Below are 14,836 nucleotides of genomic sequence, written 5' to 3' on the forward strand. Positions count from 1 at the left end.
CGTGGTACGCGCCCGGGGGTGCCGCGTCAGGCCGTCAGGGCCTCGACGACCGCGTCGGCGTAGGCCGCGGCGGACAGCGGGCCGCCGAACATCCAGATGCCGTCGGGCAGACGGTGCACGTCGCCGGCCGTGACGAACGGGAGCTGCTCCCACACGGCGTTGCCGGCGAGGCCCTCCTCGAACGGGTTCGCCTCGGAGTCGCTCGCGACGTAGAGGAACTGCACGTCGCCGAGCTGGGTGAGGCCCTCGACGTCGGTCTGCGCGAGGCCGTAGTCGGGGTCGCCGCCCTCGGTCCAGGCGTTGACGAGGCCGATCTCCTCGCCGATGGCGCCGAAGAACGAGCCCGGCGTGTACATGCGGATCGAGACGGCGCCGTTCGTCACCCAGCCGTCGGCCATCGTGAACTCGGCCCCGGCGAGGCCCGCCTCGTCGAGAGCGGTGGTGGCCTCGGCGATCTTCGCGTCGTACTCCTCGAGCGCGGCGGCCGCCTCGTCCTCGCGGCCCGTCACGGTGCCGAGCGTCTCGACCGTGGAGCGCATGTAGCCGATGGGGTCCTCGCCGTCGGAGCCGCGCAGCGCGAGCACCGGCGCGACCTCCTCGATCTGCGCGATGACGTTCTCGGGCAGGTCCGTGGTCGTCACGACGAGGTCCGGCTCGAGAGCGGAGATCGCGTCGAGGCTCGGCTCGCCGCGCGTGCCGACGTCGGGCGTGCTCGCGTCGATCGGCGCGACGGTGTCCCACGTGTTGTAACCCTCGACGTCCGCCTGGCCGACGGGCTCGACGCCCAGCGCCACGAGGTTCTCCGTGAGGCCCCACTCGAGCGAGACGATGTCGGTGGCCGGGGCGTCGAGGGTGACCTCGCCGCGCTCGTCGGTGACGGTGACCGGGCCGGACGCGGCGTCGGTCGTCGCGCCGTCGGACGAGCCGCCGGTCGCGGGCTCCTCGGTCGTGCCGCACGCGGTGAGCGCGAGCGCGGTCGCGAGCGCGACGGCGCCCACGGCGAGGGAACGGGTGGTCGAGCGCATGGGTGTCCTTCGGGTTCGGTGCGGAGACGGTGCGGAGGAGTACGAAGAGGCGCGGAGAGTCGCGGCCCGGCGGCCGGACGCCGCGGTCAGACGAGGACGGCCGCGTCCAGCCGGGCGGCGTGCCGACCGAGCGGCTCGCAGCACGTGCGCCCCGTGAGGGGGTGCGTGTAGACGTCGACGTGGATGCCGTAGACCTCGGTGAGGAGCTCGGTCGTGAGCACGTCCTCGGCCCGGCCCGTGGCGCGCACGACGCCGCCGTGGAGCAGGACGACGTGGTCGGCCACCGCGGCGGCCTGGTTGAGGTCGTGCAGGACGACCCCCACGGCCACGCCGTGCTCGCTCGCCAGGTCGCGGACCAGGTCGAGCAGCTCGACCTGGTAGCGCAGGTCGAGGTACGTCGTCGGCTCGTCGAGCAGGAGCACCTTCGTGTCCTGCGCGAGGCACGTCGCGAGCCACACGCGCTGCAGCTCGCCGCCGGAGAGCTCGTCGACGCCGCGGTCGGCCATCGCGGTGATGCCGGTGACGTCCATGGCGTGCGCGATCGCGCGCGGGCCGTCGGGGTCGTTCGAGCGGAACCGGCCGCGGTAGGGGTGACGTCCGTAGGCGACGACGTCGCGCACGCTCACGCCCGACGGCGTGGGCCGGCTCTGCGACAGGAGCGTCACGCGCCGCGCGAAGTCCTTGGCGTGGAGCGCGAGCGCGTCGGGCTCGTCGTCCAGGGCGACGGTCCCGGCGTCGGGCCGGTGCAGGCGCGCGAGCGAGCGCAGGAGGGTCGACTTGCCCGAGCCGTTGGGCCCGATGAGGGCCGTGACGGCCCCCGGGGCGAGCTCGAGCGCGGCGCCGTGGACCACGGTGCGGTCGTCGTAGGACAGCCGCAGGTCGTGACCCGCGAGCGCCGGGGCGTCGGGCAGGCCCGGCGCGACCGAGGCAGCTGAGGTTCCACTCACAAAGGTGAGGCTAATCTATGTCGCCCGCCCGGAACCAGCCCCTCACGTCCGTGTGACGGGGCTCACGAACGGCCGCGCGGTCAGCCCTCGGCGGCCCGGCCGGTCCGCCGTCGCGGCTCTCCCGCGCCCGCGGTGGGCGGCGCGTGGTCCTCGTCCGCCGCGTGCGCGCGGGTCGGGGACGCGTGCCGCTCCCCGCCGAGCACGACGGGCACGACGAGCGCCCGGTGGTCCGACAGCCCCGTGTCGACCGCGACAGCGGGCGCCGTCGCCCGGACCGGGCCGTGGGCGAGCACGTGGTCGAGCTGGCGCGCGGGCTCGCCGACGGGGAACGTCGGCGCGGAGGCGAGCGGGCGCCACCCGCTCGTGCGCGCCGCCTGGGGCGCCTCGATGTTGAGGTCGCCGAGCAGGACGACGGGCTCGCCGTCGGGCACGTCGGCGGCGAGCTCCCGGGTGAGCCGCACGAGCTGCGTGAGGTTGCGCCCCGGCACGAAGGTCAGGTGCGTGCACACGACCGTCACCGGCCCGCCCGGCGCCTCGACGCGCGCGACGAGCGCCGCGCGCGGCTCGTCGCGCACGAGCGTCGGCAGCCGGCGCCCGGGGAAGCGCACGGGCACGCGCGTGCGCGGCGCGGGCAGCAGGACGGTGCGCCACGCGGTGACCGGGTATCGGCTCACGACGGCGATCCCGTAGGCGGCGCGGCCCGGCTGGTGCTCCCCCGTCGGCGCGGTCCACACGCCCGGCTCGCCGACGAGCGTGGCGACGAACCGGTGGTCCACGGCGCCCGCCGCCTCGGCCGCGACCGCGGTGAGGTCGGCGCGGTGCGAGCGGGGCTGGTCCCGGTCCACCTCCTGGAGCGCGAGGACGTCCGCGTCGAGGGCCCGGACGGCACCGGCGAAGCGGTCGACGTCGACGCGGTCGTCGACGAGCGACCGCCCGTGCAGGATGTTGAACGTCGCGAGGCGCACCCTCCCGATTGTGGGGACCACGGCCCGACGCCGCACGCGCTCCGCGGGGCGACAGCTCCCCCGTGGCGACGTGCCAGCACCCCCGGGGTGGTGTAGACCCTGGGCATGGTGGACGACAGGGACGCACTGCACGACGGCCTCCGGATGACCGCCGCGGCGCTGGCCGAGGCCGAGATCCCGCACGCGCTCGTCGGCGGCTACGCGGCGTGGGCGCGCGGGGCGCCGGAGCCGAGCCACGACGCCGACTTCGCGATCCGCGAGGTCGACGTGGACCGGGCGCGCGAGGTGCTGCGCGAGGCGGGGCTCGAGATCACGGAGCCGACGGAGAACTGGCTCTTCAAGGCGTACCACGGGGGCGAGCTCATCGACGTCCTGTACCGGATGGTCGGCGAGCCGATCGACGACGACCTGCTCGCGCGCACCGACGAGCTCGAGGTCCTCGCGGTCCGCATGCCCGTGCTGTCCGCGACCGAGATCATGGCGTCGAAGCTGCGCGTCCTCGGCGAGCACTACTGCGACTTCTCGCGGCTCCTGCCGGTCGCGCGGGCGATGCGCGAGCAGATCGACTGGTCCGACGTCCGGGAGCGCGTGGACGACAACCCGTACGCCCGCGCGTTCCTGTTCCTCCTCGACGAGCTCGCCGTCGTGGACGCGCAGGACATGGGCGACGACTCCCTCGGCTCGCGCACCGACGCGGCCGAGCCGGCGTCCGGGGACCCGTCGAGCGCGCTGGAGTGAGCCCGACCCCCGTTCGCCGCGCGAGCGGGACGGACCCCGGGAAGGGTGTGGTCGTACCGCCCGCCAACCACAGGAGGTATCACCGATGAGCACGGTCACCCAGTCGATCGACGTCGACGTCCCCGTCCGCACGGCCTACGACCAGTGGACCCAGTTCGAGGAGTTCCCCCGCTTCATGGAGGGCGTCGAGGAGATCCGCCAGCTCGACGCGACGCACACGCACTGGAAGACGAAGATCGGCGGCGTCGAGCGCGAGTTCGACGCGGAGATCACCGAGCAGCACCCCGACGAGCGGGTGGCGTGGAACAGCACGTCGGGCCCCGACCACGCGGGCGTCGTGACCTTCCACCGGCTGAACGACACGCAGACCCGCGTCACGGTCCAGCTCGACTGGACGCCGGAGGGGGTCGTGGAGAAGGTGGGCGACGTCCTCCAGCTCGACGAGCGCCGCGTCAAGGGCGACCTCGCCCGGTTCAAGGAGTTCATCGAGTCCCGCGGGGCTGAGACGGGCGCGTGGCGAGGAGACGTCAGCTGACGACCCGGAGCACGTCGCCGGCCACGGCCGGCGACGACACCCAGCACGTCACGGAGCGGGTCCGGTTCGCCCGGGCCCGCTCCGGCGCGTCGCCCGCGCCGTCGACGCCCTCGGCGGCAGCGTCGGCGGGCACCGCGGAGGTGCGCTGCGCGGTCGGCGATCTCACCGCCGTCGTGCACGTGTCCGGGGCGGACGCGCCCGACGTCGTGGTCGTGCTCGTGCACGGCGTCGGGTCGTCGGCGCGCGCGTTCGACCCGGTGCGGCGCGCGCTCCTGCGGCCGGGCGCGCTCCCCCGGGTCGCGGTGCACGCGATCGACCTGCCCGGCTTCGGCGCGGCGACCCGCGCGCCGCGCGACGTGTCGATCGAGGAGCACGCGGCCGTCGTCGCGGAGCACGTGCGCCGCCACGTGCTCGACCTGCCCGACGGCGCCCCGCGCCCCGTCGTCGTGCTCGTCGGCCACTCGATGGGCGCGCAGGTCGTCGCCCAGGCCATGGCCGACCACCCCCGCGAGGCGCCCGCCGGGGTGCTCGTCGGGCCGACGGCGGACCGCCACGCCCGCAGCGCGCCGCGCCAGGCGCTGCGGCTCGCGCGCGACGCGGTGGGCGAGCGGCCGCGCGCGCTCGCGACGCTCGCCGTCGACTACGTGCTGCGATGCTCGCTGCCGCACTACGCGCGCCAGGTCCGGCACATGCTGGCGCACCGGCTCGAGGACGTCGTGCCGCACGTGCCGGGGCGTCTCGTCGTCGTGCGGGGCGCGCACGACCCGATCGCTCCGCGCCGGTGGTGCCGCGAGCTCGCGCTCGCCGCGCCGCGCGGCATGTTCCGCGAGGTCCGGGGACGCCACCACGCGATGGACGCCGACCCGGAGGGGATCGTCGCGGCCGTGCGTGCTGCCGGTGGACTGCCGCGCGGACTGCCCCGGGACCTGCCGTGAGGGCGCCCCGCTGGCCCCGCTCGCTGCGGCTGCGCGACCGCGCGGTGGACTACGCGTACGTCGCCGCGCGCCAGGTCCAGGGCGCCCTGCGCGCGCGCCGACCCGTCCCGACCGGCCCCGGCGGTGCGAGCCCCGTCGTGCTCCTTCCCGGCGTCTACGAGACGTGGCAGCTCCTCGGGCCGATCGCGACGGCCCTCGCCCGGGCCGGGCACCCCGTGCACGCCGTGCCCGGCCTCGGCTACAACCGGCGCCCGTTCGCCGAGGCTGCCGACCGCACGGCGGCGTTCCTCGAGCGGTCCGACCTGCACGACGTCGTCCTCGTCGCCCACAGCAAGGGCGGCCTCGTCGGCAAGCGCGTCATGCTGTCGACCGCCGGGCCGCGCGTCGCCGGCATGGTCGCCGTGGCGACGCCGTTCCGCGGCTCGCGCTACGCGCAGTACCTGCTCGGGCGCACGCTGCGCGCGTTCTCGCCGCGCGACGCCGCGCTGGTCGCGCTCGCCGCCGAGCGCGGGGTCGACGCCCGTATCACGGCCGTCTACCCGCGCTTCGACCCCCACATCCCCGAGACCGGCCGCCTCGAGGGCGGACGGAACGTCGAGCTGCCGCTCGCCGGGCACTTCCTCCCGCTCGGCGACCCGGCGCTCGTCGAGGTCGTGGTGCGGGAGGTCGACCGGTTCGCCCGGTCGGCGCCCTCGGACTGAGCGCGGCCCTCAGGCCGAGCGGGCGGGCTCGCCCACCGCGACGCGGACGAGCTCCTGCGTGCACCGGGTCATCGCCACGTACAGCCCGTTCCACCCGCGCGGCTCGGCGGCGACGCCGTCGGGGTCCACGACGACGACCGCGTCCCACTCGAGGCCCTTCGCCTCGGACGTCCCGAGGACGGGCACGCCCTGGACCGCCGCGCGCAGCGTCGCGAGGCGCGCGAGCGGCGCCACGACGCCCACGGTCCCGCCGTCGTACCGGGCCGCGAGGCGTGCGACCTCGGCGGCGACCGCCTCATCCAGTCGTCCCGGCGTACCGCCCGGCACGACGACGTCCCGCGGCTCGACCCCCGCGTCCCGCACCGCGCGCGGCGGGTCGTTCCGGCTGCCCGCGGCGCGCAGCACCGGCCCGACGAGCGCCATGACCTCGCGCGGGGTGCGGTAGCAGATGGTGAGGTCCGCGCGCCGCCAACGCTCACCGAGAACGGGGCCGACGGCGTCCGCCCAGTCCGTGTGACGGTGCGGCGCCTCGGTCTGGTCGACGTCCCCGACGGCCGTCACGGACCGCGTCGGGCAGCGGCGCAGCACCATGTGCCACTGCATGGGCGAGAGCTCCTGCGCCTCGTCGACCACGACGTGCCCGTAGACCCAGTCGCGACGCGCGGCCGCCCGCTGCGCGAGGAACTCGCCCTGCTCGCCGGGCGCGTCGGGAGCCCCCAGCGCGTCGGCGAGCGCGTCGAGCAGCGGCACGTCGCTCGGTGCGAGCGCGGGCGGCCCGCTCGTGACGCGACGCACCTCGGCCGCCGTCAGGTCGGGCGCGTGGCGCGCGAGGAGCGCGGCGTCGCCCAGCAGGTGCGCGAGCGCGGTGCGGACGTCCGTGACGGGCCACCAGGCGTCGACGGCGGCCGCGAACCCGGCGTCGCGCGCGAGGTCCTCCCGGAGCCGGTCGAGGTCCTCCTCAGTGAGCTCGCCGTCGACGTCGCCGCCGCGCGCGCCGGTCGTGGGGGCGCGGTCGTCGCGCGCGGCGAGCCCGGCGTCGAGCTTCCCGAGCACGTCCTCAAACCCCTCCTCGACCCGTTCGAGCAGCTCGGCGTGGCGTGCCGCGGCCTCGTCCACGAGAGCGTCGAGCAGCAGGTCCACGGCCCGGCCCCGCGCGGCCAGCACGCTGCGGCCTCCCGCGCGAGAGGCACGCAGGACCTGGGCGACGCGGGCCGCGTCGAGCGTGAGCGGCTCGCCGTCGAGGCGGACCGTCAGGGCTCGCGCGTCCGGGACGAGGGAGTCCGCGTACCGGGCGACGACGCCCTGCCACAGCGCGCGCCCCTTGATCTCCGCGACGTCGCGCGCCTCGTCACGCTCCGGCGCGACGCCGGGCACGAGCGTGTCGCACGTCGCCGAGACGACCGCCGTCTCCCCGAGCGCGGGCAGCACCTGCGCCACGTACTCGAGGAAGCGCGACGACGGCCCGAGCAGGAGGACGCCCCGCTCCGCGAGGTGCGGGTGGGTGAACAGCAGGTATGCGACGCGGTGCAGCGCGACGACGGTCTTGCCCGTCCCCGGGCCGCCCTGCACGACGAGCACCTGGTCCGCCGGGGCGCGCACGATCGCGTCCTGCTCCGTCTGGAGGGTCGCGACGGCGGTGCCCATGCGCCCGGTACGGCGCTCCGACAGCGCCGCGAGCAGCGCGCCCTCGCCGACGAGCCCGTCCTCCTGCTCCGCCCCGGTCGCCGAGCCGTCGAGCGGCTCGTCGTCCACGCCGGTGACCCGGTCCCCCGCGGTCCGCACGTGCCGACGCCGCGCGAGACCCTGCGGTTCGCGCGCTGTCGCGGTGTAGAAGGCGCGTGCACCGTCAGCACGCCAGTCGAGCACGAGCGGGTCCGCGTCGTCCTCGGGCGCAGTGATCCCGACGCGCCCGACGTGGCGCGTGACCCCGTCGACGGTGTCGACGCGGCCGAAGACGAGCCCGCTCTCCGCGCGCTCGAGCTCCGTGCGACGGCGGCGCAGCCCGGCGTGCCGCGCGCGCTCGACGACGGCCTCGGCCCCGGGCGGGCCCGCGGCCGGGACCCGGTCGGCGACGTCGTCGGCAGGGGCGGCGAGCTGCGCGTCGAGCTCCGCGAGGAGCTCCGCGCGGCGGGCGAGCGCGGCGTCGAGGTGCTGCTGCTCCTCGGCGACGGCATGCGCCGCGGCGTCGCGCAGGCGGTCAGGACGGGTGGTGGCACGCAGGGACGGGGAGGGCTGGACCGGCACGGGACCTCTTCTCGTACGACGTACGGACACGGGCCCAACGCGTCGGGGAGCACCGTTGTTCCCGTCGCTCCCGCCGCGACCGACGAGTCAGGGGACGCGCGTCGCCCAGAACGCGACAGCCGACGCCGCGGCGACGTTGAGCGAGTCCACTCCCCCCGCCATGGGGATCGTGACGACCCGGTCCGCCGCCTCGATCGCACCGTGCGACAGGCCGTCGCCCTCCGTGCCGAGCACGAGCGCGAGCCGCTCGGGCGGGTCGGCCACGATGTCGTCGAGGCTCACCGCGTCGTCGGCGAGGGCGAGCGCGGCGACGACGAAGCCCTCGTCACGCAGCAGGTCGAGGCCGCCCGGCCACGTCTCGAACCGCGTCCACGGCACCTGGAACACCGTGCCCATGCTCACGCGCACCGAGCGGCGGTAGAGCGGGTCGGCGCAGCGCGGCGAGACGAGCACCGCGTCCACGCCGAGCGCAGCGGCGGAGCGGAAGATCGCCCCGACGTTCGTGTGGTCCACGATGTCCTCCAGCACCGCGACCCGCCGCGCACCCGTCCCGCCGCGCGCCGCGGAGAGCAGGTCGCGCACGGGGACCAGCGGCGGGCGGTGCATCGCCGCGAGCGCCCCGCGGTGCAGGTGGAACCCGGTGATCGCCTCGAGCACGTCGGGCGCACCGACGTACACCGGGACCTGCTCGCCCGTGCCGCCCGGGGCGTCGTCGACCGGCAGCGCGGCGATGTCGTCGGCGAGGTCGTCGAGCCAGCGCTCGGCCATGAGGAACGACCGGGGCCGGTGCCCGGCGGCGAGCGCCCGCCGGATCACCGTCGAGCTCTCGGCGATGTACAGCCCCTTCTCCGGCTCGTGCTTGGACCGCAGCGCGACGTCGGTCAGGCGGTTGTAGTCCGCGAGGCGGCCGTCGGCGGGGTCGGTGACGTGCACGACCCGCAGGCCGGCTCGGGTGCTGGTCTCGCTCACGTCGTCGATTCTCCCAGGCATGCCACGCGCCTTGATCCCCGGCTCCGTCCTGTCTAGTCTGTCCAGACAGGACGAGGAGCGGGGGTCCCATGAGCTGGCAGGTGCAGGACGCGAAGCAACGCCTGAGCGAGGTCTTGCGAGAGGCCGAGAACGGTCCACAGGTCATCACCCGGCACGGCAAGGAGATCGCCGTCGTCGTCGGGATCGACCTCTACCACGAGCTCGCCGGGGTCCGGGTGGAGCTCGCCGACTACCTCCTTCAGGCACCCACGGCGGACGACCTCGACCTCACCCGTGACCGGACTCCGTTGCGCGAGCTCGATCTCGGGGTCGACGCGTGAGGTACCTGCTCGACACGAACGTCGTCTCCGAGCTCGTCCGAACCCGACCGGACGAGCAGGTCGTCACCTGGCTCCGCGGGCTGCGGACGCACCAGATCTACCTCTCGGTGCTGACCGTCGGCGAGATCCGCACCGGGGTCCAGCGCCTCGTGCCCCGCGACGCCGCGCGGGCGACCGCGCTCGAGACGTGGGTCCACGGTCTCGAGGAGACGTACGGGGACCGCATCCTCCCCGTGACGCTCGAGATCGCGCAGCGATGGCCGGCCGTGCACGCGGCGCGCCCGCTGCCCGTCGTCGACTCCCTGCTCGCGGCGACCGCGCTCGCCCACGGGCTCACGGTGGCGACACGGAACACCCGGGCCTTCGTCGACAGCGGCGTCCCGGTCGTGAACCCGTTCTCCTCGCCCTGACCGCTGACCGCCGGCCGCTGGCGTGTCGCGGGTCACGGTCCTTCGCCCCTCGCGCGATCCGGGCATCGGGGGTCGAATAGGGGCATGGGATCCGCGCCGGACGCTGCACCGACCCCCGCCTCGGCGGCCTCCTCGACCTCGGCGAGCGCGACCGAACGCTCGCTCGACGCGCCGTGGTCGCGCCCGCCCGACGCCGTCCTCGCCGAGCTCGGCACGGACGCGGGCGGCCTCTCCAGCGCCGACGCCGCGACGCGGCTCACAGAGGTGGGGCCCAACCGGCTGCCGCCGCCGCAGCGCGACCCGCTGTGGAAGCGGATCCTCGTCCACTTCGACGACATCCTCATCTACATCCTGCTCGTCTCGGCGGTGCTCAAGGCGATCCTCGGCGACTGGGTCGACTTCACGGTGATCCTCGCGGTCGCGGTGATCAACGCGGCGATCGGGTTCATCCAGGAGGGGCGCGCGGAGAGCGCGCTCGAGGGCATCCGGAACATGCTGTCAGTCAACGCCGAGGTGCGGCGCGACGGTGCGTGGGCCCGCGTGGACGCCGACGACGTGGTGCCCGGCGACGTCGTGCGCGTGCGTTCGGGCGACCGCGTGCCCGCGGACGTGCGGCTGATCCAGGCGACGAACCTGCGCGTCGAGGAGTCGGCGCTCACCGGGGAGTCGGTGGCCGCGGCGAAAAAGGTCGACGCCGTCGGTGCGGACGCGGGCGTGGGCGACCGGTCGAGCATGCTCTTCTCGAGCACGCTCGTGGCCGCCGGACAGGGCGTGGGCGTCGTCACCGCGACCGGGACGGCGACCGAGATCGGCCGGATCCAGACGATGATCTCCGAGGTCCGCAGCCTCGCGACGCCGTTGACGCGCCAGCTCGACCGGTTCGGCAAGCTGCTCGCGGTGCTCATCCTCGCGATGGCCGTCGTCATGGTGATCATCGGCCGCGTCTTCCACGACTTCACCGTCCCGGAGCTCATCTCGGCGTCCATCGGCTTCGCGGTCGCCGCGGTGCCGGAGGGCCTGCCCGCGCTCGTGACGATCACCCTCGCGCTCGGGGTGCAGCAGATGGCCCGGCGTCGCGCGATCACGCGCAAGCTCCCCGCGGTCGAGACGCTCGGCTCGGTGACCACGATCTGCTCGGACAAGACCGGCACGCTCACCAAGAACGAGATGACGGCGCGCACGGTCCGCACGAGCGGGCGCACGTTCGCGGTCGCAGGCGCGGGGTACGCGCCCGTGGGAGACGTGACCGTGCCCGACGACGCACCCCGCCCCGGGGCGACCGGCGCACCCGGCGAGGTGGACGGCGCGGGCGAGGGACCGGCGTCGGGCACCCGGCACGCGGACCTCGCCGACGACCGCGACCTCGCGGCCCTCGCGACGGTCATGATGCTGTGCAACGACGCGCGGATCGTGCCCGACGGCGAGGACACCGACGGATGGCGGCTCGTCGGCGAGCCGACGGAGGGCGCGCTGCGCACGCTCGGCATGAAGGCCGGCGTCGACCCGACGGGGTGGCGGCGCGTCGCCGTCGTGCCGTTCGAGTCCGAGAACAAGTTCATGGCGACGCTCGACGCCGACCCCGACGGCGGCCTGCACGTGCACGTCAAGGGCGCACCGGACCGCGTCCTCGACCGCTGCGCGACCCAGCTCGGCCCGGACGGCGGCAGCGAGCCGCTCGACCGCTCGTTCTGGGACGCGCAGATCGACGCGCTCGGCGGGCAGGGTCTGCGCGTGCTGGCGGCCGCGCGACGCCCGACCACCGACGACACGGCGGACCTCGACGTCGCCGACGTCGCGGACGGCCTGGAGCTGTGCGGGCTCGTCGGCATCGTGGACCCGCCGCGCCCCGAGGCGATCGAGGCCATCGCCGAGTGCCGCGACGCGGGCATCCGCGTGAAGATGATCACCGGCGACCACGCGGGAACCGCGCTCGCGATCGGCCGCGAGATGGGCATCGTCGACGCCCACGACGGCTCGTCCGCGCCGGCCGTGCTCACCGGCCCCGAGCTCGAGGAGATGAGCACGGAGAAGCTGCGCCAGGTGGTGCGCGACGTCGACGTGTACGCGCGAACGAGCCCCGAGCACAAGATCCGGATCGTGTCCGCGCTCCAGTCGCACGGCGAGGTCGTCGCGATGACGGGCGACGGCGTCAACGACGCCCCCGCGCTCACCCAGGCGGACGTCGGCGTCGCGATGGGCATCAAGGGCACCGAGGCGACCAAGGAGGCCGCGGAGGTCGTGCTCGCCGACGACAACTTCGCGACCATCGAGCGGGCCGTCAAGGAGGGCCGGCGGATCTACGACAACATCCGCAAGTCCGTCCTGTTCCTGCTCCCGACCAACGGCGCGCAGTCGCTCGTCATCCTCGTCGCGGTCCTGTTCGGCCTCACCCTGCCGCTCCAGCCGGTCCAGGTGCTGTGGATCAACATGATCACCGCGGTCACGCTGTCGCTCGCGCTCGCGTACGAGAAGGCGGAGCCCGACGTCATGCGCCGCGCCCCGCGCGACCCGAAGGCGTCGATCCTCGACGGCGCGTACGTGCGCCGCATCCTGCTCGTGTCGCTCCTCATCGGCGGCGCGACCATCCTGCTGTTCTACGTCGAGCGGGCGCAGGGCGTCCCGCTCGCCGAGGCGCAGACGACGGCGGTCACGATGCTCGCGCTGGGCCAGCTCGCCTACCTGTTCAACTGCCGGTTCCTCGACCGGTCGAGCCTCACGCTCGACGTGCTGCGCGGCAACCGGGTGGTCTGGGTCTCGGCGGCGACGCTGCTCGCGCTGCAGGCCGTCTTCGTCTACGCGCCGTTCATGCACTCGTGGTTCGACTCGGCGCCCATCGCGCTCGCGGAGTGGGGCAAGACGCTCGGGCTCGCGCTCGTCGTCTTCCTGCTCGTCGAGGTCATCAAGTGGGTCGGCCGGCGCTGGACGGCGCGCGACCACGTGCCCGCCCTCGTCGAGCGGGACGCCGTTCAGCGCTGAGAGGCGCGAACACCACGCGCCGTTGCACCTCGTAGCTCGTCGCGACGAGCACGGCGTCGGTGCCGACCTTGGCCGCGAGGAGCGGCAGGCCGATCCCGGTCAGCAGCGCGAGCAGCCCGTAGCTCGCCGCGAGCAGCACGGCCGCGAGCGCCACGTACCGGGCCGCCGCGACGCGCAGCGGGAGATCGCGCCCGCCCGGGAACACCAGGCGGCGGTTCACGGCGAAGTTCACGCCCGCGCTGAGCAGGCGCGCGCCCACCACGGCCGCGAGGAGCGACCCGGTGACCGCGTGCAGCGCGAGCAGCGCGACGACGTCGACCGCGGCCGAACCGAGCGACGACGCCGCGAACCGCAGCAGCGGCGCCCACACGCGCAGCGAGTCGGCGACGGGCCGGAAGTGCGAGGACGCGTTGTCGTCGAGGTACACCGTCGCGACGTCCACCTCGACGATCCGGCGGCCCGTGCGGGTCGCCTCGAGGAGCGCGCGCAGCTCGTACTCGTACCGGTCCCCGCGCACGGCGAGGAGGTCGCCGAGCAGGCCCGGCCCGTAGGCGCGCAGCCCGGTCTGGGTGTCCCGGACACGCGTGCCGGTCGTCGCGGCGAACGCCCAGCGGGTCGCGGCGTTGCCGATGCGGCTGCGCACCGGCACGTCGCCCGCGAAGCGCCGCGCGCCGAGCACGACGGCCTCGGGCTCGGCCTGCGAGCGCGCAGCGACCCGCAGCACGTCGACCACGGTGTGCTGCCCGTCCGCGTCGGCGCACACCACGCCGCGGCCGGGCAGCCGGTCGCGCACCCACCGGATCCCGGTCCGCAGCGCGTAGCCCTTCCCACGGTTCACCGGGACGGTGAGCACCACGGCGCCCAGCGCCCGCACCGCGCGGAACACTCCCCCGCACCGCCGGTCGCTGCCGTCGTCGACCACCACGACCGGGGACTCGGGGACGGCCGCCCGCAGCGCGTCGACGAGTGCGACGAGCCACGCGTCGGGCTGGTACGCAGGCACCACGACGGCGGTCCGCGCGACGCTCGTCGCCGGGTCCGCGGGCTGCTCGCGCGTGGTCGCGGCGGCCATCAGGCACCGTCCGCGACGTAGAGGACGTCGGACGTGCCCCGCTCACGACCCTGCGACGGGCTGTTGACGACCTCGCCGTCGAACCAGAGGGTCGAGGACCCGCCGCCGTCGATGTTGTAGGCGGTCGTCGCGCCGAGGTCCTGCAGGATCCCGGCGAGCTCGGTCGTCGTCGCGCCGCGCGAGTAGCCCTCCTGACGGCCGTCCACGACGACGAGGACGAGGTGGTTCTCGTCGACGACCCCGATCGCCGTGCGCGGCTGCTCGCCCTGGATCGAGTGGTTCCCGACGTTCGTGTCGACCTCGACGTCGTCGATCCCGGCCACGACCTCGCCGTCCTCGACGAGCGCGGGCCCGAACGACAGCGTGTTCCACACCCCGGCGTCGACGAGGCTCTGCGCGTCCGTCGTCGTCTCGTCGTAGACCTCGACGTGGCCGTCGCGGTAGATCGCGAGGCCCTCGCGCGCGCCCTCGTCCCGGTACACGACGCCGTTGCGGATGACGATGCCGGTGTCACGGAACCCGTAGTAGTCGCCGTTGACCGCGAGGACGGCGCCGTTGTCGGCAGCGATGTCCGACGTCGTCTCCGTGATGTTCGTGCCGAACGCGTCCTGCGCGAACGCGGAGCGCAGGTCCGTCATGTCGGAGAGCACGACGTCGGCCACGTAGTACGTCAGGGTGTCGTCCCCCGACCCGGTGGTCACCCGGGAGACCGTGATGCTCGTGCTGTCGGACGTGTACGTGTCGCCGTCGACCGTCCCGGTGCCCGCGGAGGTGCCCGCCGAGGTCCCGGTCGAGGCGCCCGCGCCGTCGTCCGCGGTCGCCCCCTGGCCCGACGCCCCGCTCGCGTCGAGACCCTGCGAGGCCTCGTACGCCGACACGTCGGCGATCTCGACGTGCTCGACGACGAACCGGTCCAGCGCCCACGCCGTGGCGCCACCCAGCGGGAGCAGCACGGCAAGGCCGTGACGATCGCGGCAC

General features: G+C 75.0%; 14 protein-coding genes. 7 read left to right on the forward strand and 7 right to left on the reverse strand.

What is annotated here, in order from left to right; genetic code table 11:
• Positions 1 to 26: 26 nt before the first annotated feature.
• The 3 genes from RDI86_RS10520 to RDI86_RS10530 form a co-directional block, all read right to left on the reverse strand.
• Complete coding sequence (locus tag RDI86_RS10520) at positions 27 to 1,025, reverse strand: iron-siderophore ABC transporter substrate-binding protein (RefSeq protein ID WP_043656895.1); 999 nt, start codon at positions 1,023 to 1,025, stop codon at positions 27 to 29.
• An 86-nt stretch (positions 1,026 to 1,111) separates the two neighbouring features.
• Entirely contained in the window at positions 1,112 to 1,972 is an 861-nt protein-coding gene (locus RDI86_RS10525; RefSeq protein ID WP_308821354.1) for an ABC transporter ATP-binding protein, read from the reverse strand.
• An 80-nt stretch (positions 1,973 to 2,052) separates the two neighbouring features.
• On the reverse strand, positions 2,053 to 2,937 hold the full coding sequence (locus RDI86_RS10530) for an endonuclease/exonuclease/phosphatase family protein (RefSeq protein ID WP_076404712.1): 885 nt from the start codon (positions 2,935 to 2,937) through the stop codon (positions 2,053 to 2,055).
• A gap of 105 nt (positions 2,938 to 3,042) precedes the next feature.
• Between RDI86_RS10530 and RDI86_RS10535 the strand changes: the two genes are divergently transcribed.
• The 4 genes from RDI86_RS10535 to RDI86_RS10550 all read left to right on the forward strand — a co-directional run bounded on the left by RDI86_RS10535 (position 3,043) and on the right by RDI86_RS10550 (position 5,846).
• Entirely contained in the window at positions 3,043 to 3,675 is a 633-nt protein-coding gene (locus tag RDI86_RS10535; protein WP_076404711.1) for a nucleotidyltransferase family protein, read from the forward strand.
• Between the two features lie 85 nt (positions 3,676 to 3,760).
• A complete protein-coding gene (locus RDI86_RS10540) occupies positions 3,761 to 4,210 on the forward strand; it encodes an SRPBCC family protein (RefSeq protein WP_021483430.1) in 450 nt (149 codons plus the stop codon).
• Positions 4,189 to 5,145 carry an alpha/beta fold hydrolase gene (locus RDI86_RS10545; RefSeq protein ID WP_308821355.1) on the forward strand — a complete coding sequence of 319 codons (957 nt, stop codon included), beginning with the start codon at positions 4,189 to 4,191 and terminating at the stop codon, positions 5,143 to 5,145. The genes RDI86_RS10540 and RDI86_RS10545 overlap by 22 nt, the downstream gene beginning before the upstream one ends.
• The gene (locus RDI86_RS10550; protein WP_168945948.1) at positions 5,142 to 5,846 is read left to right on the forward strand and encodes an alpha/beta hydrolase; all 705 of its coding nucleotides are present in this window, start codon (positions 5,142 to 5,144) and stop codon (positions 5,844 to 5,846) included. The genes RDI86_RS10545 and RDI86_RS10550 overlap by 4 nt, the downstream gene beginning before the upstream one ends.
• Positions 5,847 to 5,855: 9 nt before the next feature.
• Here RDI86_RS10550 and RDI86_RS10555 read toward each other — a convergent pair whose 3' ends face one another.
• Positions 5,856 to 8,090: an ATP-binding domain-containing protein gene (locus tag RDI86_RS10555; protein WP_308821356.1), complete on the reverse strand. Its 2,235-nt coding sequence runs from the start codon at positions 8,088 to 8,090 to the stop codon at positions 5,856 to 5,858.
• An 87-nt stretch (positions 8,091 to 8,177) separates the two neighbouring features.
• Positions 8,178 to 9,059 (reverse strand): RNA methyltransferase, encoded by an 882-nt coding sequence (locus RDI86_RS10560; RefSeq protein ID WP_308821357.1) that lies wholly within the window; start codon positions 9,057 to 9,059, stop codon positions 8,178 to 8,180.
• An 89-nt stretch (positions 9,060 to 9,148) separates the two neighbouring features.
• Between RDI86_RS10560 and RDI86_RS10565 the strand changes: the two genes are divergently transcribed.
• The 3 genes from RDI86_RS10565 to RDI86_RS10575 all read left to right on the forward strand — a co-directional run bounded on the left by RDI86_RS10565 (position 9,149) and on the right by RDI86_RS10575 (position 12,786).
• Positions 9,149 to 9,400 (forward strand): type II toxin-antitoxin system Phd/YefM family antitoxin, encoded by a 252-nt coding sequence (locus tag RDI86_RS10565; protein ID WP_171467993.1) that lies wholly within the window; start codon positions 9,149 to 9,151, stop codon positions 9,398 to 9,400.
• Complete coding sequence (locus RDI86_RS10570) at positions 9,397 to 9,810, forward strand: type II toxin-antitoxin system VapC family toxin (protein ID WP_308821358.1); 414 nt, start codon at positions 9,397 to 9,399, stop codon at positions 9,808 to 9,810. The genes RDI86_RS10565 and RDI86_RS10570 overlap by 4 nt, the downstream gene beginning before the upstream one ends.
• Before the next feature lie 84 nt (positions 9,811 to 9,894).
• Positions 9,895 to 12,786 (forward strand): cation-transporting P-type ATPase, encoded by a 2,892-nt coding sequence (locus RDI86_RS10575; RefSeq protein ID WP_308821359.1) that lies wholly within the window; start codon positions 9,895 to 9,897, stop codon positions 12,784 to 12,786.
• On the opposite strand, the gene RDI86_RS10580 is transcribed toward RDI86_RS10575, so the two are convergent.
• Entirely contained in the window at positions 12,710 to 13,858 is a 1,149-nt protein-coding gene (locus RDI86_RS10580) for a glycosyltransferase (protein ID WP_308821360.1), read from the reverse strand. The two genes, RDI86_RS10575 and RDI86_RS10580, sit on opposite strands and share 77 nt — an antisense overlap.
• Positions 13,858 to 14,811, reverse strand: coding sequence for a phosphodiester glycosidase family protein (locus tag RDI86_RS10585; protein ID WP_308821361.1), 954 nt, complete (start codon positions 14,809 to 14,811; stop codon positions 13,858 to 13,860). The genes RDI86_RS10580 and RDI86_RS10585 overlap by 1 nt, the downstream gene beginning before the upstream one ends.
• Positions 14,812 to 14,836: the final 25 nt, after the last annotated feature.

The organism is Cellulosimicrobium sp. XJ-DQ-B-000 (genome assembly GCF_031119065.1).
GTDB lineage: Bacteria > Actinomycetota > Actinomycetes > Actinomycetales > Cellulomonadaceae > Cellulosimicrobium > Cellulosimicrobium funkei.

Bases quoted from the DNA above. Each gene is read 5' to 3' on its own strand.
- RDI86_RS10520 (WP_043656895.1), bottom strand. From the start codon at position 1,025: ATGCGCTCGACCACCCGTTCCCTCGCCGTGGGCGCCGTCGCGCTCGCG.
- RDI86_RS10535 (WP_076404711.1), top strand. From the start codon at position 3,043: ATGGTGGACGACAGGGACGCACTGCACGACGGCCTCCGGATGACCGCC.
- RDI86_RS10540 (WP_021483430.1), top strand. From the start codon at position 3,761: ATGAGCACGGTCACCCAGTCGATCGACGTCGACGTCCCCGTCCGCACG.
- RDI86_RS10565 (WP_171467993.1), top strand. From the start codon at position 9,149: ATGAGCTGGCAGGTGCAGGACGCGAAGCAACGCCTGAGCGAGGTCTTG.
- RDI86_RS10575 (WP_308821359.1), top strand. From the start codon at position 9,895: ATGGGATCCGCGCCGGACGCTGCACCGACCCCCGCCTCGGCGGCCTCC.
- RDI86_RS10580 (WP_308821360.1), bottom strand. From the start codon at position 13,858: ATGGCCGCCGCGACCACGCGCGAGCAGCCCGCGGACCCGGCGACGAGC.